General features: G+C 46.1%; 19 protein-coding genes. 10 read left to right on the top strand and 9 right to left on the bottom strand.

Annotation, left to right across the window (positions count from 1 at the left end; genetic code table 11):
• Positions 1-284 precede the first annotated feature (284 nt).
• Positions 285-1,715 (bottom strand): form I ribulose bisphosphate carboxylase large subunit, encoded by a 1,431-nt coding sequence (locus tag RLO19_RS22385; RefSeq protein ID WP_446359624.1) that lies wholly within the window; start codon positions 1,713-1,715, stop codon positions 285-287.
• A gap of 645 nt (positions 1,716-2,360) precedes the next feature.
• Here RLO19_RS22385 and RLO19_RS22390 point away from each other — a divergent pair.
• From RLO19_RS22390 to RLO19_RS22400, 3 genes are all read left to right on the top strand, one after another.
• Positions 2,361-3,488: a ligand-binding sensor domain-containing protein gene (locus RLO19_RS22390; RefSeq protein ID WP_446359625.1), complete on the top strand. Its 1,128-nt coding sequence runs from the start codon at positions 2,361-2,363 to the stop codon at positions 3,486-3,488.
• A gap of 173 nt (positions 3,489-3,661) precedes the next feature.
• Positions 3,662-4,441: a 3-methyl-2-oxobutanoate hydroxymethyltransferase gene (panB, locus tag RLO19_RS22395; protein WP_446359626.1), complete on the top strand. Its 780-nt coding sequence runs from the start codon at positions 3,662-3,664 to the stop codon at positions 4,439-4,441.
• 264 nt (positions 4,442-4,705) lie between these two features.
• The gene (locus RLO19_RS22400) at positions 4,706-7,087 is read left to right on the top strand and encodes a M48 family metalloprotease (protein WP_446359627.1); all 2,382 of its coding nucleotides are present in this window, start codon (positions 4,706-4,708) and stop codon (positions 7,085-7,087) included.
• A 654-nt stretch (positions 7,088-7,741) separates the two neighbouring features.
• On the opposite strand, the gene RLO19_RS22405 is transcribed toward RLO19_RS22400, so the two are convergent.
• From RLO19_RS22405 to RLO19_RS22420, 4 genes are all read right to left on the bottom strand, one after another.
• Positions 7,742-8,077 (bottom strand): element excision factor XisI family protein, encoded by a 336-nt coding sequence (locus RLO19_RS22405; protein ID WP_446359628.1) that lies wholly within the window; start codon positions 8,075-8,077, stop codon positions 7,742-7,744.
• Positions 8,065-8,481 carry an element excision factor XisH family protein gene (locus RLO19_RS22410; protein WP_446359629.1) on the bottom strand — a complete coding sequence of 139 codons (417 nt, stop codon included), beginning with the start codon at positions 8,479-8,481 and terminating at the stop codon, positions 8,065-8,067. Before RLO19_RS22410 ends, RLO19_RS22405 begins: the two co-directional genes overlap by 13 nt.
• Before the next feature lie 65 nt (positions 8,482-8,546).
• Positions 8,547-8,930 carry a hypothetical protein gene (locus RLO19_RS22415; RefSeq protein WP_446359630.1) on the bottom strand — a complete coding sequence of 128 codons (384 nt, stop codon included), beginning with the start codon at positions 8,928-8,930 and terminating at the stop codon, positions 8,547-8,549.
• A 183-nt stretch (positions 8,931-9,113) separates the two neighbouring features.
• Entirely contained in the window at positions 9,114-12,662 is a 3,549-nt protein-coding gene (locus RLO19_RS22420; RefSeq protein WP_446359631.1) for an NACHT domain-containing protein, read from the bottom strand.
• Positions 12,663-12,835: 173 nt separating this feature from the next.
• Here RLO19_RS22420 and RLO19_RS22425 point away from each other — a divergent pair, with 173 nt between their 5' ends.
• Positions 12,836-13,117, top strand: coding sequence for a hypothetical protein (locus RLO19_RS22425; RefSeq protein WP_446359632.1), 282 nt, complete (start codon positions 12,836-12,838; stop codon positions 13,115-13,117).
• A gap of 91 nt (positions 13,118-13,208) precedes the next feature.
• Here RLO19_RS22425 and RLO19_RS22430 read toward each other — a convergent pair whose 3' ends face one another.
• The gene (locus tag RLO19_RS22430) at positions 13,209-13,793 is read right to left on the bottom strand and encodes a CAP family protein (RefSeq protein ID WP_446359633.1); all 585 of its coding nucleotides are present in this window, start codon (positions 13,791-13,793) and stop codon (positions 13,209-13,211) included.
• 741 nt (positions 13,794-14,534) lie between these two features.
• Positions 14,535-15,617 carry a hypothetical protein gene (locus RLO19_RS22435; RefSeq protein ID WP_446359634.1) on the bottom strand — a complete coding sequence of 361 codons (1,083 nt, stop codon included), beginning with the start codon at positions 15,615-15,617 and terminating at the stop codon, positions 14,535-14,537.
• A 199-nt stretch (positions 15,618-15,816) separates the two neighbouring features.
• Between RLO19_RS22435 and RLO19_RS22440 the strand changes: the two genes are divergently transcribed.
• Positions 15,817-15,981 (top strand): hypothetical protein, encoded by a 165-nt coding sequence (locus tag RLO19_RS22440; protein ID WP_446359635.1) that lies wholly within the window; start codon positions 15,817-15,819, stop codon positions 15,979-15,981.
• 92 nt (positions 15,982-16,073) lie between these two features.
• Here RLO19_RS22440 and RLO19_RS22445 read toward each other — a convergent pair whose 3' ends face one another.
• Positions 16,074-16,997, bottom strand: coding sequence for a nucleoside hydrolase (locus tag RLO19_RS22445; protein ID WP_446359636.1), 924 nt, complete (start codon positions 16,995-16,997; stop codon positions 16,074-16,076).
• Between the two features lie 165 nt (positions 16,998-17,162).
• Here RLO19_RS22445 and RLO19_RS22450 point away from each other — a divergent pair, with 165 nt between their 5' ends.
• The 5 genes from RLO19_RS22450 to RLO19_RS22470 all read left to right on the top strand — a co-directional run bounded on the left by RLO19_RS22450 (position 17,163) and on the right by RLO19_RS22470 (position 20,995).
• Complete coding sequence (locus RLO19_RS22450) at positions 17,163-17,330, top strand: AAA-like domain-containing protein (RefSeq protein WP_446359637.1); 168 nt, start codon at positions 17,163-17,165, stop codon at positions 17,328-17,330.
• Between the two features lie 146 nt (positions 17,331-17,476).
• Entirely contained in the window at positions 17,477-18,928 is a 1,452-nt protein-coding gene (ffh, locus tag RLO19_RS22455; RefSeq protein WP_446359638.1) for a signal recognition particle protein, read from the top strand.
• 178 nt (positions 18,929-19,106) lie between these two features.
• The gene (rpsP, locus tag RLO19_RS22460; RefSeq protein WP_446333979.1) at positions 19,107-19,355 is read left to right on the top strand and encodes a 30S ribosomal protein S16; all 249 of its coding nucleotides are present in this window, start codon (positions 19,107-19,109) and stop codon (positions 19,353-19,355) included.
• Positions 19,330-19,728: a KH domain-containing protein gene (locus tag RLO19_RS22465; protein ID WP_446359639.1), complete on the top strand. Its 399-nt coding sequence runs from the start codon at positions 19,330-19,332 to the stop codon at positions 19,726-19,728. Before rpsP ends, RLO19_RS22465 begins: the two co-directional genes overlap by 26 nt.
• 310 nt (positions 19,729-20,038) lie before the next feature.
• Positions 20,039-20,995: a PhoH family protein gene (locus RLO19_RS22470; RefSeq protein ID WP_446359640.1), complete on the top strand. Its 957-nt coding sequence runs from the start codon at positions 20,039-20,041 to the stop codon at positions 20,993-20,995.
• Between the two features lie 304 nt (positions 20,996-21,299).
• Here RLO19_RS22470 and RLO19_RS22475 read toward each other — a convergent pair.
• A partial coding sequence (locus RLO19_RS22475; RefSeq protein WP_446359641.1) for a CHAT domain-containing protein occupies positions 21,300-24,355 on the bottom strand: 3,056 nt, incomplete at its 5' end.

Raw genomic sequence — 24,355 nt, forward strand, 5'->3', positions numbered from 1 at the left:
CTCCGGTTTTCACCCATTTCTGGGGTAAAGTTAGCCTCGCCAAGGTTATCGGTCGGTAACTGTCCAAAAAGCACTGTTTCAGTGACCTTAAAACTGTTTAACTTTTCGGTTCTAGAGCAGCAAACTGGCTATCGCATCCGCAGGTAGGTCTTTAACACTTGCCGATAACGTAGTGCGCTTAGCACTTAGGCTGGTAAGCACAGCTTTAACTTACTTGGCTAAAGCTCCGTGTCCCTTCGCTTCGCTTATCGGGCAAGCTTTAGACCGGGGTTGCTTACCGGGTATCAGACGGTATCAACCGCTTCATACTCGAACTTGATTTCCTTCCACAGTTCGCAAGCGGCGGCTAATTCAGGACTCCATTTACAGGCTTCGCGGATAACATCGCCGCCTTCACGCATCAGGTTGCGTCCTTCATTACGGGCTTGGATGCAAGCTTCTAAGGCGACACGGTTAGCCGTTGCACCGGGAGCGTTACCCCAGGGGTGACCCAGAGTACCACCACCGAATTGCAGACAGGAATCATCGCCAAAGATTTCCACCAGCGCTGGCATGTGCCAAACGTGGATACCACCGGAAGCGACCGGCATTACACCGGGCATGGATGCCCAGTCTTGGGTGAAGTAAATACCACGTTCGCGATCGCGCTCGATATGATCTTCCCGCATCAGGTCAACAAAACCCATGGTGATGCCTTTTTCACCTTCGAGCTTACCCACAACGGTACCGGAGTGCAGGTGGTCACCACCGGACATCCGCAGACATTTGGCAAGCACCCGGAAGTGAATGCCGTGGATCTTTTGACGGTCGATTACCGCGTGCATCGCCCGGTGGATGTGTAGTAGTACACCATTGCGACGACACCATTGCGCCAACGTGGTGTTCGCTGTGAAGCCACCCGTCAGGTAATCATGCATGATAATCGGCGTACCGATTTCCTTGGCGAACTCCGCCCGCTCCATCATTTGTTCGCAGGTGGGGGCGGTGACATTCAGGTAGTGACCTTTCATTTCACCCGTTTCGGCTTGGGCTTTTTCAATTGCCTCTTGCACGAATAGGAAGCGATCGCGCCAGCGCATGAAGGGCTGGGAGTTAATATTTTCGTCGTCTTTAGTGAAGTCTAGACCGCCGCGCAGACATTCATAAACGGCACGACCATAGTTCTTCGCCGACAAACCCAACTTCGGCTTAATCGTGCAACCCAACAAGGGACGCCCGTACTTGTTCAACTTATCGCGCTCAACCACGATCCCGTGAGGGGGTCCTTGGAAGGTCTTCAGATAAGCCACTGGAATCCGCATATCTTCTAGACGCAGGGCTTTCAGGGCTTTAAAGCCAAACACGTTCCCCACAATAGAGGTCAGCATGTTGGTTACAGAACCTTCTTCAAACAGATCCAATGGGTAAGCGACGTAGCAGATATATTGATTATCTTCCCCACGGACTGGCTCAACTTCATAGCAACGACCTTTGTAGCGATCCAGGTCTGTCAACAGGTCTGTCCAAACCGTTGTCCAAGTTCCGGTGGAAGACTCAGCCGCTACAGCTGCACCCGCTTCTTCTGGAGGCACCCCAGGCTGCGGGGTCATCCGAAAAGCTGCCAGAATATCTGTATCTTTAGGAGTGTAATCCGGAGTGTAATACGTTAATTTATAATCCTTGACCCCGGCATCATACCCAGCTTTTGACTGAGTTTTTGTTTTAGCGTAAGACATGTTTTCCTTCCTTAGGAACTACTGAATGTTGCGACAAGCTAAACCCATAGACATTTTTAACGATTTTATGCCCTTAGTTAAAGACTAAAATCGCTAAAATGACTCTGAAAATTAGCCCGGATTGGGTGCATCCCCACACCCAACCTGCTCATTTTGGTTTTTGGTGTCTGAATTACCTATTATCTGCCATTTTGGGTCAAAAAACTTGACTCAGCCAAGACATTTTTTTATTGAGCGGATCAGGATAAGAGTAATTATCCCACAGCACCAAACTATTGCTTGATATGGGCTTCTCTCCCCTTATGGCTTTAGGTGGCATCCTTGTGGCGATTCATTTCACGCCAAATTGAAAAATTATAGCGTGTTCGCGAAGCGGCACGACGTGCAGCTCCTTGCCAGACAAGTGAAATTTTCAGCAACTTTGTTAATATACCAAAGAATTCAATAAGTTTAACTTCAAATATTCTTGAGAATTGTATAAGGTACTATTATAAATCAACGAAATGTTAAATATTATTAACTTTCTGTTACAAAATAACCAATCTGGGACGTATTGAGGTAATGATTTTATAGTCTAGGATGAAACAGCACTCCGACTAATATAGATATAGATATAGAAAAACTATCCCAATAGTCTCAGACAACATGGCGTCTTTGAATGCCCCGATTCGTCTTTTCATCGGTGCTACCCTGCTAGGGTTAGGGTTGCCCTTGGCAAGCTTAACCGCTCCTCTATGGATGGGGAGTGAGCCGAACCAAGGACTGGCACAAGTGACCCTAGCTCAAACCGAACTGGGGACAGCCCCCGACTATCAAGGTGCGCCCCCTCCCCCTGGAGGTGCCCCGTTACCTCCCGAACGCTTGCGACGACAAGTAGAACCCCTATCCATCGATTTTCGCGTCCCCGCGTTGCAACCCGACTACACAGGTGACCTCTGGGTGGGAACCTACTCAGGACTTGCCCGAATTGACCCGAACACCGGACGACTGAAAGCCCGTGTTGATTTACCAAACTACACCATTGACGCCTTAGCCCAAGACCGGGTAGGACGAATTTGGCTGGGAACTTATGAAGGATTGTTACGAGTAGATCCCCGCAGTAATGAGGTTACCGCACAAAACTTTACATTACCCTCGAATCGAGTCTTATCCTTACAAATAGATCGGCGTGGGTATCTCTGGGTAGGAAGCGATCGCGGTTTGGCTATGATTAGTCCCGACAAAGGATTATTGATGACCACGGTGCAAGAACTCCCCGGCGTCAGCGCCAATGCTCTGACATTAGATCAAGAGGGTCAACTTTGGGTGGGTACATTAGAAGGATTAGTGCAAGTCGATACCGCCAGTGCTTTTGTGATTCGGCGGATTGGCAATCTACCTGGAACCATTGTCCAAACCCTCACCACAGGACCTGATGGCAAGCTGTGGGTGGGTACTCCCAGTAGTCTTTTGGTAATTGACCCCAACAATCCCTTTGCCGAACCGCGTTCGGTGACTCCGTTACGGGGGCGTAGTGTAACAGCGGTGCGCTTTGCTCTAGATGGTAGTGTTTGGGTAGGTACGGAAAGTGGCTTGTTAAAAATCAGAGCAGAAACGGGAGCCGTGTTGGGAGAACTATCCGATCTTCCCTCAGACTATATTCTTTCCCTGTCCCCAGATGTAGGGAATAAATTATGGGTGGGAACGACGGAAGGACTAGCCTGGGTTAGCCTATCCACGGGTCAAGTTAGACCCCATTTAGCGTTTGTGAAAAATCCGCCAGAGACGTTTTAGTTTTTGGTCATTTGTCATTTGTCATTCGTCATTTATTCAGGAAGTCATCATTCATAATTTAGACGGGGCGGGTTTAGTTCCGTTAGTGGTTTGAGCCGGAGCGTTATCGGTAAAACCCGCCCCTACAGACGCGCCATGTCCGACTAGCGAAGCGAAGGATCAAAATTTCCCTAATGGTAAATATCCAGCAACTGAAACAATGGAAACAACAAGGGCGTCCGTTGGTCGTCTTGACCGCTTGGGATTATGCGATCGCGCAATTATTAGATGCGGCTGGAGTGGATATTATTCTGGTTGGGGATTCCTTGGGAATGGTCACCTTGGGGTATGAGACGACATTACCTGTGACGTTGGAAGAGATGCTACACCATGCTAAAGCCGTGCGTCGGGGTGTAAAACAGGCGTTCGTGGTGTGCGATCTACCCTTTTTGAGTTATCAGGAAAGTCTCCAACAAGCGATGCATTCGGCGGGGCGGGTATTGAAGGAAACCGGGGCGCAGGCGGTGAAGTTAGAAGGCGGACATCCAGCCATAGCCCAAACTGTAGCCCATTTAACGGCGGCGGGAATTCCAGTTATGGGTCATGTCGGGTTGACACCGCAGTCGGTACATCTGCTAGGTTATCGTCAGCAAGGGAAAACAGAAGCAGCGGCGGAGCGGATTTTGGCAGAAGCGATCGCGCTTGAGCAAGCGGGTGTTTTTGCCCTGGTTTTAGAGCATATTCCGGCTGATTTAGCTAGGAAGATTACACAAACCTTAACCATTCCCACGATTGGTATTGGTGCTGGAGCCGATTGCGACGGACAAGTATTAGTTACCGCCGATTTACTAGGACTTTCAGAACGTCAGCCACCCTTTGCGAAGTTATATGCAAATTTGCGGCAAATGATTACGCAGGCGGTGCAAGACTATAGTCATGATGTGCGAGAGCGACAGTTCCCAGAGGGGAAGTAGTTGACTTCTCCCGCGACTAAAGTAAGCAGGATTCTAATATATGTTCACTCCTATCTTTATCCTATACTGACAGGAGTTTCTAGATGGTACATCGGTCGGGTATTCTTGATTCAGGGAAAACATCCCAGGGGCGACTTGCCGGATTTAATTAACCTCACCCAACCTTTAATTATATCGGATAGCCCTCCATGGGATTTATCTGCCGGATGAAACATTCCAGGCAGGACAGCTTATCCTAAAAGAGCAGGGTAGAATGTAAAGATTATGGCATCTGTTCCCAATCCCTCCCTCGATGCGGGTTTAGCGGCTCTCAAACAGGGCAATTACGCGGCGGCGATCGAACACCTAGAAGGTGTCTGCGAGATTGAGTTAGATGAAGCCATCGTCTCCCGCGCCAGTGTCGCCCTAGTCAAGGCTTATCGCCAAAGTGGTGATACCCAAAACGCGATCGCGCTTTGCCAAACCCTCACCCAAGATCTCAATCCTAAGGTGCAACAATGGGCGAGAAATACCTTACCGGAACTCATGGCGGAATCCCCGCCTCCAGCCAATCATACGGGTTTTACGCCAGAAGAAGACACTTCAGCGAATCCTACCGGATTTGTTCCCCTAAACTCCCCCTCCTCCCCCGCCAAACCTGGAACGATTAAACAGCGGTTAACTGATTCGGCTAAACGCCTGTTTGCAGGTGGCAAATCGCGACAACACTCTTCAGGAAATCAACCTCCTCCTCAACCCTCATCCCAACTCCCGGTTGCTTTCACACCCCCTTCAGCACCCTCCCTATTTTCCGCCAGCCCTCGGTTTCGTAACTTAGGGCGTGCGGAAAACTGGAGTCCATTTAAACGCCCGAAATTAAGGCGATTGGGGTTAATTGGGGTAGGAAGTGCGATCGCGTTTGCTTGGTTGCTGCGTTTCTGGTTAGAGTTTTTAATGGCAACCACCAACACTATTTTGGTGCAATTGCCGCTATTATCACCGATTCAATGGTTCTACCGTGATCCTACTCAGGTTTTAGCTGTCTTAGGGATTGTGACGCTAATCGTCTCTCCCTGGTTAATGGATTGGCTATTAAGACAGGTGTATGGATTAGAACCTCTTTCCGTAAGCCAACTGGCGGCGCGATCCTCAGAATCGGCTAAAACTATCCAACGCTTTTGCCGTCAACGCCGTTTACCGTTACCGACGCTGGGTATTTTACCCACACAAGCGCCTTTAGCGATAACCTATGGTAATTTACCGCGCACGGCTCGAATTGTCGTCAGTGAGGGCTTATTGACACAACTCGCTGAAGATGAAATCGCCACGATCTATGCGACTCAGTTGGGGCATATTGTTAACTGGGACTTTATCTTAAGTTCTCTAGGAATATTAATTCTCCAGTTTCCCTATCTCCTATATATATATGTTGCCCAAGGGGGAGAACAGTTAGCGGAGTGGATTCGGGGCAAATATCCCGCCACTCAACGAGTGTTACCGCCCATGTGTTTAGGAATATCAAGTATTATTTCCAGCTTAGGTTACGCCACCTACTGGCTACTGCGCCTCCCCCTGCTATGGTTTTCCAGGATTAGAATTTACTATAGCGATCGCGTGGCGATAGAAACCACCGGAAATCCCAACGGCTTAACCCGGGCGCTATTGAAAATCGGCTTAGGAATGAGTGATGCAATCCATCAAGCCGAACAAACCCGCCCCTTGTGGGAAAGCTTTGATTTAGTATTACCCGTAGGATACCGACAAGGATTACTCTTAAGCAGTTGTTCGCCCCATGTCCCCTTTGAACGGGTTTTACAGTGGGAATGTACCAACCCCTACCGTCACTGGTTAATTATTACAGCGGCTCATCCACTTTTAGGCGATCGCTTGCATTTGTGCGCCCGTTATGCTTATGAGTGGCGACTGGGGACAGAATTGGATTTACCCATACCACCACCGCCAATACGGGATAATAAAACACGCTGGTTGAAACTAATTGATAGTTATAAAGCCTTTCCTTTATTCCAAAGTGTTCTATTAACTGGATTCGTTGTAGGTGTTGTACTGCGAGTGGTATTCTGGCTACTCGGTATTCTCAGTGATTTGTTATCTCGCAAGTGGATAACTGGATTCTGGCGGCTAATATGGTTACACAACGCTGGGTCATTTCTGGATGCTTGTATCCTAATTGCATTTAGTTTAAGTATTATTCTCTGGATTAATCGTTACTTTCCCGATATCAAACCTGCGGCGATTCGTCACCAACCCAGCTTAGAACAAATGTTAGCTGATCCGAATGCGTTACCCTCTACCCATCAACCTGTGGAATTTACAGGTAAACTTTTAGGGCGGCGCGGATTGCAGAATTGGTTAGGCGTGGATTTAATTATTGAAACGGATAGTGGTTTAGTTAAACTGCATTACTTTTCAATTTTAGGTTCTCTGGGTAACTTACTCCCCCTGGGAACTCGCCCCAGTGATTTAGTCGGTGAATCGGTGACAGTAATGGGTTGGTTTCGGCGGGGAGTTACGCCTTGGATTGATGTGGAAACATTGAGTACATCAGAGGGTAAAGTCAGTCGCGCCCATTATCCGTTATGGTTAGTGATTCTGGCTGTAGTGGCGGCGATATGGGCATCTTATTTAATTTGGACATTACCCGCATAGATGTTTGTCACCCCCGTTTACCACGGCGATTAAAATCGGAAGTATGTCAAATGTCACTAAATTCACCCTTTTGTAGGGGCGGGTTTAACTACTAACGTTTGTTGTCACCCTGATGTCACTAAACCCGCCCTTTTGGTAGGAGTGAGCCTTAGTAACCCTCGTTTATCACGGCGATTAAAATCGCTGCTACACAAACAAAGTCCGCCTACGCGGACTGGGTTATAAAAGGGGTGGCTAACTCGGATTTTGTATAACATCTTTTGTCACCTTAATGTCACTAAATCCACCCTTTTGTCGGGGCGGGTTTAACCATTAACGTTTGTTGTCACCCTGATGTCACTAAACCCGCCCTTTTGGTAGGAGTGAGTTTACCACGGCGATTAAAATCGCTGCTACACAAACAAAGTCCGCCTACGCGGACTGGGTTATAACAGGGGTGGCTAACTCTGATTTGGTGTAACATTTTTTGTCACCTTAATATCACTAAATCCACCCTTTTGTAGGGGCGGGTTTAACTACTAACGTTTGTTGTCACCCTGATGTCACTAAACCCGCCCCGACTAACAACCATAATCCTGGCGACAAAAACCAAGCCTAACGGGATCAGGTTTGAAACTGTTCCCTCCCCTCACCACAAGACTTATTCAGCAGACCCTAATTAACAGCATATTCGGTGAATTGGCGTTTAAAGGGGGAGTGAAAGCCGATTACGATATCGCTTTTCGGGATTCCCATTTCTACGAGTTCGGCTGCAATGTCGTTTTCTGTACCGTTGTGTTGAAGCCAGATTTTTCCGTCTTTAATATTAAGATGTAAAATACAACCATAGATCCGTCGTTCGCCCTGCCAACCAATATGCACAAGTTGGTAGTGATCTCTAGTCGTGTCGAAAATAAGTTCGGTTTCAACCTCTTGATCGTCACGGCTAAATGCGGCATAATCTTGCAGGAGTTTCTGCACAATTTCACGGTATTGATCTAGTTTAGCCATTGGTCAATAACCTCCTGTTGTGGTTTGTAAACAATTAATTTTAATTGTTGGCTATTAATGATGCCTTGGGCAAGTTGGGTAGCGAAAAAGGAAGTATAGGTATCTAGTGGTACAGCAAGATATAGAATGTATTCTGGATATTGTTCTGCCAGGAGGATGCGATAACTGATGAACTGTCCAAGAGCGCTATAAAATTCTGAAATAGTAGAGTTTTGCAGAAAGCTTTTAACCTCAACGGCAATCTTTTGTCCGTCTCGTTCTGCGGCTAAGACTTTCTCGGCTCCCAGGTCAATATACAGCTTGCCTAGCTCATAGCGTAGTAAAAGGGGATCGTGAGTAATTGTCCAGCCGTCTTTTTCAAGGGCGCGGCGAACAATATCGTGAAAGGTATCTTTTCTAGGCATCAGGTTATACCTTGCTGTTTAAGGTAAATGTAGATTGACTCCCATTTGCAAATCGGCTATATGGCTCATAACTCAAAAACATCTGTTCGTTCAATCATAAACCATTCATGATATAAAATTGCCAAAAAGAAATTTTCCTCTTTCACCTTATCGCAAACAGCCATATAGCCGGAGAAAAATGGGTCATCATCATAGGTGGTATCCTTGAGAAACAGCGTCAGCGAATTACCATCCGCACTCCAAATAGAACGGATAATCGTGATATTAGTATGATGCTCTCGCTCGATAGGCAGAAGTACCCAACGCCCCTCAATTTCCATAAATTCGGGTTCGTAATATCTGAGAACCGACTCCCACTTTTCGGGACCTTCATGTTTTTCAATAATTCTGTCCCAGCGCACAGATTTAATTTTTTCGAGGGTGTCTGTTGATAGGTTAGCGAGTTTCATAGTCTGGTTTACCTGAAAGAATGGAGATTAATTGGTACATCTGGATTAATTCTAGTGGCGTGGCACACCTAATTTGATAGATTAGCTTGGGTTCGTAGTAAGGGCTTTAGCCCTATCTTTTGTTGGGCTTAGTTCCTCAACCCAACCTACAATCTATACCACCATTTTAGCTGGGTCACGCCACTAGTTTGTGCGTATCCATTCCAGGATGTCTTTGATTGACTGGCTTGGTGCGAAGTATTTTAAGGGAATGTGGTCAATGGGTTGCTCTGTGATAACACAAATCTCCCGCCCAAATTTGCTCAAAGCTGTTAGAAATGCCTGGTTATAGGGATGGGTAGATGATGCGTAAAAGACTAAAAAGGGGCGTTTATTGCTGTTGCGCTTGAGGGAGTTCCAATATAGCTTGAGTGCTGGCATTGTTTCGGGTACTGAGTCGCACTCTGGGCAGTTTTGGTCAAGCATCTGGTCGTATATTTCGGCGGGGTTATCGGGTTCGATGAATTGGCTACTGTCGATGTAAATTAGGTGGATAATTTGGCTTAGTTGGAGGTCGTTGGTAATGGCACTTTGAAGGCTTTGCGGTAAGTCAGCTAGATGGAGACTTTGGCGGTTGGGAGTCGTTGCATTGTCTACTGCCTCTTGCGGATACCACGCTTGATGGAAGGCTGGGTAGCTCATCTTTTGGGCGTAGTGCCATAGAATTCCATAGTAGAAATTGTAGGAATCGGAAGATTTATTAAGAGAGTGCAACAAGTTGTTTAAACTTGTAATGACTGCTCTTAAATGGTTACTCTGACGAATATTCACAAGTCCCTGAGCGAGTCTTTGTATTCTCCGATCATCATAAATATTCTCAGTAGATGGAATTAGCGTACTAGAACTAGGGCAAAGCAGATTGGTAAAAGCTGATATCACTTTTGAGTTATCTGGTTCAATTTCTAAGAGTTTTTCAATAGCACTTAAATAAATTCCGTATTTTTCCCACGTATTTCTAATATTTTCTGGAAATGTGAAGGTGTGTGTTCCAGGCAAAAAATCTCTATTTCTTAAGTTATTTAACCATTCCTTATATTCAATTCTCTCATTTTCTGATACTTCGCACTTATTTAAGATAGTAATGAGAATATCTATATTTAGTTGCTTATTCGGGTTTAAATTGCCAAGAAATGCATTCTTTTGAATAGGCGTTAAATGTTTATTTAGGATTGCTTGATATTGAAGCTGACTTTGTTTATAATCTTCCTCATTTACTTCCTTGAAAGGTGGTTGCTTCAATCGCTGTAATGCAGAGATAGCATCTGGATTATCAGGACTAATTATAACTAAACTTTTAGCTGCAAAATAAGCAATAACTCCTGAAATGTTGGAATTGAGCAGTTCAGTCAAGCCAGCAATAGCATCCAAGTTCCCTGAGGTAACTTGCCCCAATGTAATAGTAACCTGGATAATGGATTCCTCATCTTGGCTAGTTCGGATTAGATTGATTAGTGCAGTAATAGCGGTCGAGTTACTAGGGTCAAGTTTAATCAGTGCTTTAGCAACCTGCCAACATAACTGCTCATTTTTTACCTTAGGAATTCTTACAGTTAAAGCAGTAATAGCTTCCTGATTGTTCTGACCAATTTTACTTAGAGTTTCAGCGGCATATCCAAGCCCCTTATTACTATTTATTACAATTTCAACTAAGTTGGTAATTGCTATACTGCGGTCAGTTTCTAGTAACACTGCTCTAAACGATTCTGCTAAAGACTCTTCAAGTAATAGATCAAAATCACAACATCCGACTCTAGCGACTGTTCTGACAATCTCATCAGCATGGCTAGAGCTTCTAAACTCTGCTACACCTGCTGCTGCTAGAAGATATGACCTACGACTGTAGAATTTTTGGCAGCCATCTTTGAAATGTATCAGTGATTCAATAAACATTTCTCTTTGCTCTGGTGGCGCATACTCATCTTTACGCCCCAACCACAGCAAAATTACCTCTTTCCACTGCGGCTCAAAAATGCGGTATCTATCTGAGACTGGCTCAGGATTCTGATTATCGTGAGCGCGAGGTAAGAAAAAGTCCCAATCATCAATCGCCAGCGCTGCGAAATATTCCTGAAACGTGGGATGAAAGAAGGCGTAAACAGGTTGATTGGGATTTGGATTTTTGGCATCTACACCCACTTGATTTAGCCAGCCGATATTGAGCGTCAATTGAAATACAGAATCCTCGCGATCGCCCAATATACCCTCGACAAACTTATGGCGCAAACAAAATCGGTTTTCTTCCTTGTCAATTGCTTCTATCGCCAACTCTTTTAGCTTGGCGTTGATTTGCTCTCTCTCTTCAGGTGTTGTGGGAAACTTATCTTTTTTCCACCTGTACACCTCCTCGACAAACTGCTGGTATAGTTCAGCTTTGGTATCCGGTAACTTGCCCTCTCGCAAATGCCAAGTTGAACACAACAGCGTTAACCGCAGGGGATTTTTTACTAAATCCTTAATTCGCTCTTTTCCCGGTTGGTTTAGCGCCTGCTGCAACTGAATACCTAATTCATGGGCGCACGTCGGTGCGCCCCTACGGTTTTGGAAACAAGCCTCGATAAATTCCTCTACTTTCTCTGGGCTAAACTCCAACGTGCGATAGGTTTTAAACTTATTTAGAGCATGAGGATTGGCTGCCCAAACATTTAACCGACACGTCAGCACCACCGATAAGTGTTGACACCAACCGGGTATCCAATTGTTAATAAATGAGAGAGGATTCCCAAAATTGGCAACCATCTCATCCACCCCATCCAGCAACAGCCACACCCTACCAGCCGTCAACAGTTCTTCAAACTCAGTCTTAATTTTCGGCGTGACACTAACAATGGCATCTTCTAGCCAATGATGCAGCAGATAGTCTTTTAACGTTGGCGCCGCCGTCGGCAAAATTCCCAGTGGTATCCAAATCGACAAACAATTAGTGTTATCCAATATCCAGAAAGCAATCCTTTGTAAAAGCGTGGTTTTTCCCGCGCCCGGTTCACCAATGATTGCAATGTTCTTACTTGGCTCTGATTTCAGGACTTTGGTAATAAAATCGTTGTACTCAAGTTTTTCAGTTTCCTCATAGTCTGGCTTGTACGATTGGGATTGTTTAAGATTATCATCTCCGTTCCGCTTGTCTGGTTTCTTGCGTTCGACTAATGCCAAATCCACGCAAATCTGATTGATATCAAATAACATCTCATCCGCAGACATCAATCGATTGGTTGTTAGCTGTTTCTGCTTTTCCAACTTTGTGCGACATACATCCCGCCAGTCAATCTCAGGCTGTGAAGCTTCATCATGATCCTTTGATTTCTTGTAAGTCGCCTCTAACGCTTTGGATTTAGCTGTTCTGCTACCATCCCACACTCGCTCAAACAGTTCCCGATTTCTTTGTGCGTCTGTACTCCAAAGCTTGAGCGCGAAAGACCCAATTTCTGAACCTTGTCCTCGTTTAAGGCGTCTGTCGTCCCAAATTTGGAGATTTTCTAGGCTTTTGATAACTTCGGTTAATTCATGTTTTTTTAATTGCGCCAGACTCTCAAGGAATCTCCGCCTTGTTTTCACTACAAAATTAGGTCTGCGAGTATCTTTATCTGTTTCCCACTTAATTTCAAAATTAGACGAATTCTCAGCTTGAGTCAGTAGGACTTCTATAAAGCGCCACACGCGCTCTTGCAGAACTCGTCCCTTGGTCGGTTGGCGCATGAGCGAAGTCTATATAGTTCCAAAAAAAGTTTGGGCTACCTCAAACCAAGGATCTACCCCAAACCTATTTTAACCCCGATTTCAAAAGGCTTCTAGCCATGACACAATGGCAGTTGCTTTGCTCTACGACCCCAAAGAGAGCCTTGATTCAACACCATTTCAAGGTTCTCACCATGAACAACTCTCAACCAACCCAATCGACCAATTGCACGGAAATCACAAAAAATGACAAAAGTCAACAGAAACAACAAAAGTTTGTGCGGCGAGTCATCACTGGCGCACTCGTCGCGCAAGCCGCACTTATCGGTGTGGAAGGCAATCTTGATGTACTCTCAGGTCAACCCGTACTAGATGTTATCCCAGGGATGATCACTCAGGGTATTGAACTGATACTCAAAACCCAAGGTGTACAAACAAGATTGAAAACGCGCGATCGCAACTCTCATTCCGACTAATAAATCTACCTACACCTATTAGATCCCCGACTTCTTGAAGAAGTCGGGGATCTGCTGGGGGAAAACTGCTACTCAGACTAGACTCAAATAACTACGGCGCCAAAACGTTCTCAGCAAACTGTCCAGTCACATTACCCGCAGGCGCATAATGGCAGACGACATAGAAGGCGTTATACTTAGTACCTCCAATAGTTTTGACGCCCCGTGCCGCACCACAACCTAATTGGGTACTCTTTTTCCACACCACCTGAGTGAAATGCCCTGTTGCTGAAGAAAACCCTGGATTGTCATAGTTATATGCTGAAACCTCGTTATACCACTTAGTCACCGTTTGGTTTGCCAAAGTAGCCGAGTCTATCGAAGATGCCGTTGTATAGACAGCGTACAAGTTTTCTCCTGCATTATTACGTTGACTGGAGCTACTATGTTTAAACACGCCATTAGTCGCCAGATAATTCGCCCAAGTTTGAGCGCTACTGTTGAGGGAACTACTCAGGGTCATAGAAGGACTATGATGAGTGTTCCGATAGGTATTGTGCTTAGACAGGGCTGTGCTGCGAAATGTACCTAAGTTTATGGATGTCTGCCCATTAACTGGATTACTGCTGATTATCCCCAAGGGAATCATCATTGCCAAACCGAGATAAACAACCCGAAAGAATTGCTTCCGATTCATTGGCTACTCCTGTTTGCGGATGGAAAAAGTCTGTATATCCAAGCTAACTTATCAATGATACGATTGGTCAATTAACTAGGGGAAAAACCTCTCTCCGTTCCGGGAAGGGGCTTTCAAGCTCCCCCTTCCGTGCAACAAAAGCTCCTGCATCCGCTGGCTTCCCTCCTTGTAGGGGGGAATGAGGGGGCTGGGGGGTTAGGTTTTTCGACTTTACCAACAACATCATCAATTTACTCACAGAAGCTGATTCGTAAATTTTTTGTAACACAAACGACAGCATTTAATCATCAAAAAGTAAACTTCCATGTCATTTGCTTGTGCTTTCCGGTAAAAGTGATTACATTAGAAATTGAAGCACCAAGGCTTCTAATGACAGAAGTTAAACAACACAATCAAACTAGGAGGCATAAAACCGACTGACAAATTCTATCTGTATTTCTTCAGTAATAAGTAACAGCAACGCTCAACAAATTGCTCATATTTCCTAAAATTACCAACTAGGGAGATAAAGCACTTAAAAGTTAATTTTTAGTGCGACTCCAGATAGGATTAACTTAAACAGGAAATCATTTAAGCAATCTAGTTTTGAGAGTTGCTGTTGCTTTGTGGTTTGTCATTCGTCATACTCGCTTCTCTTCACGCAAGCCCAGTTTTAAACGCAGACTTAACGATAAAATTATAAAATTATAGAACCCTTCTTTTCCAGATGGTAGAGACGTTGCATGCAACGTCTCTACCAGGCTACTCTGGTTCTTGAAATACGTCACAGGAGAACATCTCCGTTAATGTCCGCAGATAGGGTAAAAAGGTTGCCATATTTTCGGGAGGTAGGCGATTGTACATTTCCCAACCAATCGCTTTGAGCATATCTTGCACTAAACGCCAGCCCACACGCAGACGCGGATAAAGCATGACGCATAAGGGAAACAGTTCTCGCTGCACCGCCCGAATATCATCTTCTAAGACACACAGACACAGATAAACCTGAAACATTTCCACATCGCGGATACTGGCAATTCTCACCGTTTTGCTCATCAACGGACCGCTGTAGGTTTCATACTTAGGATTTTGACGGCAAACTTGTTGGCAAACGGAAATAGCTAGTTTCGTGCTGATGGGTAACAGATTTTGCACGGCTAATAGCGCCGGTGAATTGTAGGGATGATTAGCCGCCGCATCATAGGCCGCTTGTAGGGGCATATACATGTGGTCATCCATTACCTTTAAATAGGGAAGCCACAGTTTTTGTTCCGCTGGCGAGAGCCAATCGAGTATCTTTTGACCCGTATAGTGGAACTGCATACTGACAAAACCGATCGCACGCCGATCAACGCTAGTATATTTTTGGCGCACTTTGCCGAAATCTTGGCCAACAATCACCGATAAGCGTCGTGGTGTTGCCCGTTGAGCATAAGCATTCGCCGTCTTTTGGAACAGACAACGAGTATCGGCAGCAATTTCTAAGGGATTGACTAATTCAGGATTAATACCATGACGCCGAATTTCCTCAGATAGCAGCGTTTCAGTCAATGACCAAGCTTGGGCGCTGGCAAAGTTGAGCTTTTGCATCATTTTCTCTGCCGTGCTTTGTCTGCCTTCGATTGATGCACTTTCTTTAAGATCCGCCGCCGCTAGTGTGGAGGCTGAGTCATCTTGATTGGTGACAGCGGTATAGTATTTCTTTGCCCAAAGCACCGCCAAGGAATGAACGTTCGATGTTGACGAGTTGGAGGTTGACGAGTTGGGTGTTTTCTCAACAGTGGAACGCTGACGCTGTGTGGGCTGGGACACGGAACGCTCTGTGGACGCGATAGAATAAGTCATGGTAAAAATCCTGCTACACTCTCATTTCCCTTCAATGGAGAGGATGCAAAAAGCCCTATGTCTCACCTTTTGACAGGTGAGTGTCAATCAGTACTCATTATCTATCCTCTCGGCGTTAAAAAAAGTCGGATGTTATATAGAAACTTTAAAAGAGCAGAGTCTACCTCTGAACCCTTTTCCCTGACAAGGAGGGGTTCGAGTGGCGATAACGACTCTGCTCACAAATCGCTTCTGTCATATTTTTGCTGTTTTTATCATTCATAATACAGGAAAGTCACAATTATTAAAAGAAATAAACCATTCTCATTTAGTTTTCACCAAACTGGTGGGAGTGACAGGGGATAACCCGTCGATTGCCTTCTAGGAAAGGGTTAACCTTGGACGAGGTGGGGGAGGCATTATTCTCAGATAACTGGGCTGAGAGTGATTAAAGTGACTGGGATCACAGTTTCTATGTTACCTTGCCCACTGATGTAAAAGATAGGAGTAGTATTTTTTCTTATCGACGGTATCCAGAACCCGAATCCGTTTTCCTCCCGCCTCAACCTGGATACATCCTTGGCTGATACCTTGGGGAATCACGGTGGTTTCCCAGTTTTGCCAGGTAAAGAACTCGGGATGAGCCAGATAGGTTGTGGCGAGAACATCCCAGAAATAATAGTCTTGGGGAATCACTAAGGCGTAACACTGACCCGCAAAATCGGAAATGGGATAGCGACGCTGTTTCCCCAGTTGGTAAACAAACTCAGAGGTAACGGGGACAGTATTTGTCAAGTCAAGAGGACAAAGGACAATGGGAATCTGAGTTTGCCAGATCTGATGTACGGCGAGGGGGTCCCAATAGGCGTTCCATTCGGCTGAACCGTCTTGTCCCGGTTCCAGACTCACTTCCACGTTACCGGGAACGTGAATTGCACCCCCCATCCAGACGATTTGCTCAATCTTCGCTTCGATATCGGGGGCGAGGTTAAGGGCGGTGGCGACAGTGGTGAGAGGTCCTGTCACCATTAGGGTAACGGGTTGGTCAGCCGTTTGCAGCGATCGCACAATAAACTCTTGACCGGTTTCCTTAAGTAGGGGGGTTTGGATGGCGTCATTTTGGTTAAGAATCGGCAGATGATCCACAATAAACGAATCCCGGCGGTAAAGGGCGGGAAAGGGATTAATCCCGCGTACCGTACTCTGGGCAACGGGGATATGAGAACATCCGATTAGGTCGAAAATTTTGCGCGTGGCGCTAACGGCGGGTTGAATATAGCAGTCAGCCGGGGTAACAATGATACCCAATGGTTGAATGTGATCCATTGTCATCAGCAGGACGGTTGCCAAGTAATCATCTACACCGCCATCATGATCCATTAGAACGAGTGGTTTGGACACGAGGAGAAATTTTTCGCGAGCATACACTTGATTATTATCCCTCAATTCTCATCCCTGACCAGAGGGATTTAAATTGTCCGACTTATGTCTGACTTATGTCTGAATTGGCGGGATGAGACAGGTGAGAAGACTATGATCACAACAGGGTGATTCAATGATTTAATCATGATGAAAACGGTAGTTGAGGCAAATTGCCCTGTGCCATTGGAATCGATGCTGGCATTTAAGTTACAAAGCTTAGGTTTAGTGCAATTAGAGAATAATTCTGTTAAGCCGCGTTGTCTATTATATTCCCAGTATTTTTCCCAGAAGCTTAGAGGTAGAGAAACATAAATCAACAGGAATCGCCTCCTCTTGCTTTGACAGCCCAGTCGATGAAAAGAACTGGTAGAAAAATCCCCTCAAGCGTTATTGTGTAAGAAGTCACGGCAATCAGACCCTATCTCTCGTAACACTAAACTTTTAGACTAACGTTAACTATGTTTGATGCTCTCGCCGAACGCTTAGAAGACGCCTGGAAGAAACTACGCGGTCAAGACAAGATATCTCAAGCCAATATTCAAGACGCCCTGAAAGAGGTGCGTCGGGCTTTGCTGTCGGCAGATGTGAACCTGCAAGTCGTCAAAAAATTTGTTGCTGACGTAGAAAGCAAGGCAATGGGCGCTGATGTCATCGCTGGCGTCCGCCCTGACCAACAGTTTATCAAGATTGTCTACGATGAACTGGTGCAGGTGATGGGGGAAAGTAATGTCCCCTTGGCTAAAGCAGATACGCCGCCTACTATCATACTGATGGCAGGTTTACAGGGAACCGGGAAAACCACGGCTACGGCTAAATTAGCTTTACACCTGGGGAAGGAAAACCGCAGTTGCTTGATGGTGGCGACGGACGTTTATCGCCCTGCGGCGATTGACCAGTTGGTGACATTGGGTGAACAAATTAATATCCCTGTTTTTGAAATGGGGACGGATACTAACCCTGTGGAAATTGCCCGTCAGGGGGTTGCCCATGCCCAGGAAACGTGTGTCGATACCGTAATTATCGATACGGCGGGACGATTGCAAATCGACGCCGAGATGATGGCGGAACTTGCCCAGATTAAGGACAATGTTAAACCCCACGAGGTGCTGCTGGTTGTTGACGCGATGACGGGTCAAGAGGCGGCAACCCTAACCCATACGTTTAATGAACAGATTGGGATTACAGGGGCAATTCTGACCAAGCTGGATGGGGATACTAGAGGGGGTGCAGCGTTGTCTGTGCGCCAAGTATCGGGTCAGCCGATTAAATTTGTCGGTGTGGGTGAAAAGGTAGAAGCACTACAGCCATTTTATCCCGATCGCATGGCATCCCGGATTCTGGGTATGGGCGATGTGCTGACGCTGGTGGAAAAAGCTCAAGAAGAAATTGATCTAGCTGACGCCGCCCAGATGCAGGAGAAAATGCTCAATGCTCAGTTTGACTTCAGCGATTTCTTGAAGCAAATGCGGCTGTTGAAAAATATGGGTTCCCTGGGTGGGTTGATGAAGTTGATGCCGGGAATGGGTAAGCTGAGTTCGGATCAACTGGAAAAAGGGGAAGGTAAGCTCAAGCAAACGGAAGCGATGATTAATTCCATGACGGCTGAGGAACGCCGCAATCCGGATTTGCTGGCAGGTTCTCCCAGTCGTCGCCGTCGTATTGCTAAGGGTTCAGGGCATAGTGAGCGCGAAGTGAGCAGTCTAATCAGTGAGTTTACCAAGATGCGATCGCTCATGCAGCAGATGGGTCAAGGTCAAATGGGCGGATTCCCTGGTATGGGCGGTATGGGTGGTATGGGCGATATGTTTGGTGGCGGGATGGGAAATCGTTCCCAAACCGGTTGGCGCGGTAGCGGTCCGACGAAGAAGAAGAAAAAGCCGAAGAAGAAGAAGGGGTTTGGTCAGCTTTGAGAAAATAAGGGTGTAGGGTAAGCAGGGGGAGCTGGGGGAGCGGGGGGAGCAGGGGGAGCAGGGGGAGCAGGGGGAGCAGGGGGAGCAGGGAGAATCAACAAATGACGAATGACGAATCCCCATTTACCCGAAATCCTTAATCATCGCGTAAAATCAAACAGGTGAGTTATTGGAAACTATGGTCAAAATTCGATTAAAACGATTCGGCAAAAAGCGTGAAGTGAGTTATCGCATTGTGGCGATTGAGAGTAAAGCCCGTCGGGATGGTCGTCCTTTGGAAGAATTGGGCTTCTACAACCCCAGAACCGATCAAACCACTCTGAATGCCCCCGCGATTGCCAAGTGGCTGAAAAATGGAGCGCAGCCCACGGATACAGTACGCAGTATTCTGAAGAAAGCCAATGTCCTTGAACAAGTCAGTGTCTGAAACTGGGCAGAAAACCAGCCCGGATTATGGGGGTCTGGTTCGATTTTTGGTTGAGCCGTTTTTAGAGTCTTCCACGGCGCTGAGTTTAGACTGCGAACGCGCCCATGCTAATGATCGTGTCTGGATTCGGCTGGCTTTTGACGGAGAGGACAAGGGGCGAGTGTTTGGTCGAGGTGGTCGTAACATTCAGGCAATTCGCAAAGTCATTCAAGGGATGGCTAAGATTGCCGGTGAATCGGTCTATTTGGATATCTATGATGAGTCAGGTGGCACATCCCGCCGTGAAAGCCCTTCAGGGGATAGATCCAAGGCGAGCAAAGGTTCGCCTCGACGCTTACCGTTGCCTAAACCTAACTCGAAGTCTCGTTCTTGATTTGTCATTCGTTATTTCATTTGTCAAAACACTGATTTCACGGATTTATTGGAGAGATTGGGGTAGGGGCGTGAGAGGTTAGTCACACTGATTACACTGACAAATTAGTTCTCTATAAACAGAGGATGATTTCGATTGTAAAAGAGATTATTGCCTCATTTGTTTATGTTTATGTGATTCATCAGGGAGTATTAACCTCCTAACCTTCTCCTTCTACCCTTCTACCTGTCCTTGGTTCTATCTCTGTGCTAATCGTTGATGACGAATAACGGATTACCTGTGACCGATGATTAATACCTGATAATTAACCTTGAGTGAAGTATCGACAAAGATTGAATTACCGAGTGTCCAGAGTGCGATGGTACTGGTGGGCGATCGCGAAAGTAACCTGAAGTTGCTCTCTCAACGGACTGGTGCGACTCTGGTTTTACGGGGACAGGAATTGCTAATTTCGGGGACTCAAAAACAAGTTGAACGTACCTCGTCCGTGGTGCGATCGCTTAAACTTTTTTGGATCGAGGGTAGACGGATTGAAGAGGCGGATATCCGTACTGCTTTTCATGCCTTAGATACCCACCGTCAGGATGAACTTCAGGATTTACATCAAGATGTGCTCGCGCGTACCCGTCGCGGTGATGTGATTCGTGCCAAAACCTTTCGCCAGCGCCAATACGTTAAAGCGGTTCTTAATCATGATTTGACGTTTTGTATTGGACCTGCGGGAACCGGGAAAACCTTTTTAGCGGTGGTATTGGCAACCCGGGCATTACTGGCAAATGAGTATGAACGCCTGATTTTAACCCGACCGGCTGTAGAAGCGGGAGAAAAGTTAGGATTTTTGCCGGGAGATTTACAACAGAAAGTTAATCCGTTTTTACGTCCGCTTTATGATGCCTTATACGAACTAATTGATGGGGATAAAATTCCCAATTTAATGGAACGGGGGATTATTGAAGTGGCACCGTTAGCCTATATGCGAGGGCGGACACTTAGTAATGCCTTTGTAATTGTTGATGAAGCGCAAAATACTACCCCAGCACAGATGAAAATGGTCTTAACTCGCTTGGGGTTTGGTTCTCGGATGGTGGTTACTGGGGATATTACCCAAACCGATTTGCCGCCGAATCAAGATTCAGGATTAGCGGTGGCACAAAAAATTCTGCGCCCAGTTGATGGGATTGCCTTTTGCGAACTTTCCACTCAAGATGTGGTTCGTAATCCTCTGGTTCAGCGCATTGTTGAGGCTTACGAGAAACATCAGAAATAAGGCAGAGAATTAATATGAGATGAGGGCTCTTCTGTGCCGTACCCCTACAGCGATTCACAAATTGACAATGGATAATGAACAATGGATAATGACCTCTCCTTAAAAGAAGAGGATTGAAATTAAGGAAAATCTTTTTTAATTTCTTCGTTTACGAAGAGGTCTTAGACCCAATTAATCAATTGTCAATTATCAATTATTAATTATCCATTGATAATTAACTGGGTAGGGGCACGATAATATCGTGCCCTGATAGTTTCCTGTTTCCGGTTGTCGCTTCCCTGTTCCCTGTTCCCTATTTCCCAATCTACTGCGGATTACCAATTAAGGTAAAGGGTGCCCAGTAGTACGGATGAGAGAAGTTGAGATTTTTTACCTTGGCGCGTTCCGCTATTTCTGGGGGTAAGGTTATACTCTTATCTCCATAATTTAATTGACCATTCGCAATACTAACCTCGCCTCGAACCATGGCAAGCTGCGCTCGGCGTAATGCCTCACTTTTAATCGGCACTTGCCTTAATTGACGATAAAATTCAGTCGTGATGCCTAAGGCGCCTTCATCGCTAACGTACCAGAGGGTGGCAAGGGTAGAATCAACACCCGCTTGTAAGGCTGAGCCAGCAAAACCGAGTTCAGAGTCTTCATTGCCTAGGGCGGTTCGACAAGCACTTAGCACTAATAAATCCACGGCTGAATCGGATAAGCCTAGTTCCTTGAGTTCATTGAGCCGTAGTTTGCGATTCCACAGTTGAATGTAGGAATTCTCTGGATTCCCCGGCTTGAACTCGGCGTGAGTGGCTAGATGGATGATGCCAAACTCGTTCTGGTTGATTTGTTCTTGCAGATTCTGGAAGGTGAAATTCTCGTTGAGAAATGATTTGCCTTTCCACAGATATTCTGTAATGGTGGATAGTTCTATGGGGACAAATGGTAAAGGTTGTAAATCTGAGAATTTTGACGCCCCCATGGCTAGAACTTGACGCGAGCGAATGTCGGGATTAGGAGCTTGGATTAAGCTGAAGCTGGGAATCAAGTTGACACTATAGTTCTCGATCAAGAAGTTGTCTCCATCGTGAAGGGCGGCGATAGGAAGCGATCGCAACCCAGAATCCATGGCAAACATTAAACCTTGGATTTGGTGTGCCTCTAAATCGTCCGCCAAGGGTTCGATTAACCATTGGTAGAGTTGCTGGGCTGAATCCAGATAGTTCGTCGATCCGAGGTTGCGAGGATCACTCAGCAATCGCTGGAAGTTTTGAGTCTGCGCTAAAACCTTAGCCCGATTAGCATTTTCGACTCGACGTTGAATGGCTTTACCATCGGCGGTGATTAGCAGCAATTCTAGTTGTTTATTGTCTTGTGCTGAACAATTGCTTGATGCTGAGGGGCTATAACCAAATCGGCGATCTCCGGCGGGTGCAGACTCAGCTTGACAAGCATTGGCATCACGAGTCAATGATTGAGGGACAAAGCTGACATAAATCACGGCTGTTTTCAAACCGGTGACTTGTTCAATGTCGCGAGTCCGTTCACTGATATCTTGTAGATTCAGCCGCTTGGTTACCAATTGTTGTTGGAGATAGGTTTCAAATTCTTGGGTAAAATCAGCTTCGAGTTGAGCCACGCGATCGCTGACATTCTTCGTTTCTGACGAGATTGATGGTTCTTCCTGGCTTGCAGCCTGCTGCTGGGGAGTCTCACTGGGAGTTCCATTCGGGTTATTTCCCGTTGTGGTGTCTCCTCCAGAGGGTTCAGGGGTATTGGAATTATTGTTGGCGACATCGGAGTTGTCAGGGTTGTCGGTGGGGTTAGAGCCACCATTATTTGCCGTATCACTTCCGTTATTTGGATCACGGCTATAGGTTGAGTCGCCGTTGTCAGTGGTATCGGTGTTGGCGTTATCTGTATCCGCCGTATCGGTGTTTCCCGTGCTGTTATCTACGGGATCTGTACCGCTATTGTCCGCGATATCGCTATTTCCGGTATCCGGATCACGACTATAGGTTGAGTCGCCGTTGTCAGTGGTATCAGTATTGGCGTTATCTGTATCTGTCGGATCGGTGTTTCCCGTGCTGTTATCTACGGGATCTGTACCGCTATTGTCCGCGATATCGCTATTTCCGTTATCCGGATCACGACTGTAGGTTGAGTCGCCGTTGTCAGCAAAATTATCGTCAGCAATATCAGTATTGCCGTTGCTGTTATTGTCTGTGGGGTTAGAACCGCTATTATTAGCCGTATCGTTAGGGCTATCAGTATTTGGTGTATTTACGGCGTTATCGTTGGCGGAATTATTGTTTCCGCTATCAGTAATTGGAGTCGTCGGATTGTTGCTATTTGAGGTGGGAACGCGACTATAGGTTTGATTGCTCGTGTTAGCCGAGTTATTACCCACGTTGCTGTTACCACCACTGGTATTGGTGGGATTAGAACTGCTATCGCTTGGGATATTGCTGTTCGCGTTATCGGTATTAGCCGGATTCGCCGTGGCTACGTTATCTCCAGGGATAGTATCATTGGTTATATCGTAACTGGGAATATTAGGAGGAGTTGTATTTTCACTCGCCGTATTGCTGGTAATATCTGAATTAGCAGGATTAGCGGTGCTCTTATCAGGAGTTGCGATCGCATTACTACTGGGTTGAGTTGGAGTACGGCTGTAGGTTTGACTGCTATTACTCGCTGAATTATTAGCTGCGATCGTTGTATTGGGAGTGTTGTTGGTGTTAGTAGAAGTCGGTTGGCGGCTATAGGTTGTCGCAGCGGAGTTATTATTTCCGCTATTAGTATCACTCTGGGCGTTCGGATTCGCTACACTACCCTCTTGACAACTCGCATCATTGGGATCGCAAGTTTCTTTGTCATTGTCATTCGTGTTGGGATTGGGAAGCCGACTATAGGTTTGACGACTATAGGTTACAGCAGTGCTGTTGTTACTGGTGTTTGGCGTATTTGAATTAGCCGTTTGAGTATTGCTGCCATTATCCGCGATCGCACTTGAGTTATCGTTGTTCGTGTGATCGTCTACTGTATTGGTTGGATTTTCCGCCAAATTCTTTCCTGAATCCCCTTGCGTTTCTATTGGTTCCTGTGCTACTGGAGGATTAGTCGGTTCCGTTTCTATTGGTTCCTGTGCTACTGGAGGATTAGTCGGTTCCGTTTCTATTGGTTCCTGTGCTACTGGAGGATTAGTCGGTTCCGTTTCTACTGGTTCCTGTGCTACTGGAGGATTAGTCGGTTCCGTTTCTACTGGTTCCTGTGCTACTGGAGGATTAGTCGGTTCCGCTTCTACTGGTTCCTGTGCTACTGGAGGATTAGTCGGTTCCGCTTCTACTGGTTCCTGTGCTACTGGAGGATTAGTCG

The sequence above is a fragment of the Coleofasciculus sp. G2-EDA-02 genome, assembly GCF_040226375.1.
In the GTDB taxonomy this organism is placed as follows: Bacteria; Cyanobacteriota; Cyanobacteriia; order Cyanobacteriales; family Coleofasciculaceae; genus Coleofasciculus.

Coding starts and splice junctions, on each gene's coding strand:
- RLO19_RS22385 (WP_446359624.1), bottom strand. CDS start 1,715: ATGTCTTACGCTAAAACAAAAACTCAGTCAAAAGCTGGGTATGATGCC.
- RLO19_RS22390 (WP_446359625.1), top strand. CDS start 2,361: ATGGCGTCTTTGAATGCCCCGATTCGTCTTTTCATCGGTGCTACCCTG.
- panB (WP_446359626.1), top strand. CDS start 3,662: ATGGTAAATATCCAGCAACTGAAACAATGGAAACAACAAGGGCGTCCG.
- RLO19_RS22400 (WP_446359627.1), top strand. CDS start 4,706: ATGGCATCTGTTCCCAATCCCTCCCTCGATGCGGGTTTAGCGGCTCTC.
- RLO19_RS22405 (WP_446359628.1), bottom strand. CDS start 8,077: ATGGCTAAACTAGATCAATACCGTGAAATTGTGCAGAAACTCCTGCAA.
- RLO19_RS22410 (WP_446359629.1), bottom strand. CDS start 8,481: ATGCCTAGAAAAGATACCTTTCACGATATTGTTCGCCGCGCCCTTGAA.
- RLO19_RS22415 (WP_446359630.1), bottom strand. CDS start 8,930: ATGAAACTCGCTAACCTATCAACAGACACCCTCGAAAAAATTAAATCT.
- RLO19_RS22420 (WP_446359631.1), bottom strand. CDS start 12,662: ATGCGCCAACCGACCAAGGGACGAGTTCTGCAAGAGCGCGTGTGGCGC.
- RLO19_RS22425 (WP_446359632.1), top strand. CDS start 12,836: ATGAACAACTCTCAACCAACCCAATCGACCAATTGCACGGAAATCACA.
- RLO19_RS22430 (WP_446359633.1), bottom strand. CDS start 13,793: ATGAATCGGAAGCAATTCTTTCGGGTTGTTTATCTCGGTTTGGCAATG.
- RLO19_RS22435 (WP_446359634.1), bottom strand. CDS start 15,617: ATGACTTATTCTATCGCGTCCACAGAGCGTTCCGTGTCCCAGCCCACA.
- RLO19_RS22450 (WP_446359637.1), top strand. CDS start 17,163: ATGATGAAAACGGTAGTTGAGGCAAATTGCCCTGTGCCATTGGAATCG.
- ffh (WP_446359638.1), top strand. CDS start 17,477: ATGTTTGATGCTCTCGCCGAACGCTTAGAAGACGCCTGGAAGAAACTA.
- rpsP (WP_446333979.1), top strand. CDS start 19,107: ATGGTCAAAATTCGATTAAAACGATTCGGCAAAAAGCGTGAAGTGAGT.
- RLO19_RS22465 (WP_446359639.1), top strand. CDS start 19,330: ATGTCCTTGAACAAGTCAGTGTCTGAAACTGGGCAGAAAACCAGCCCG.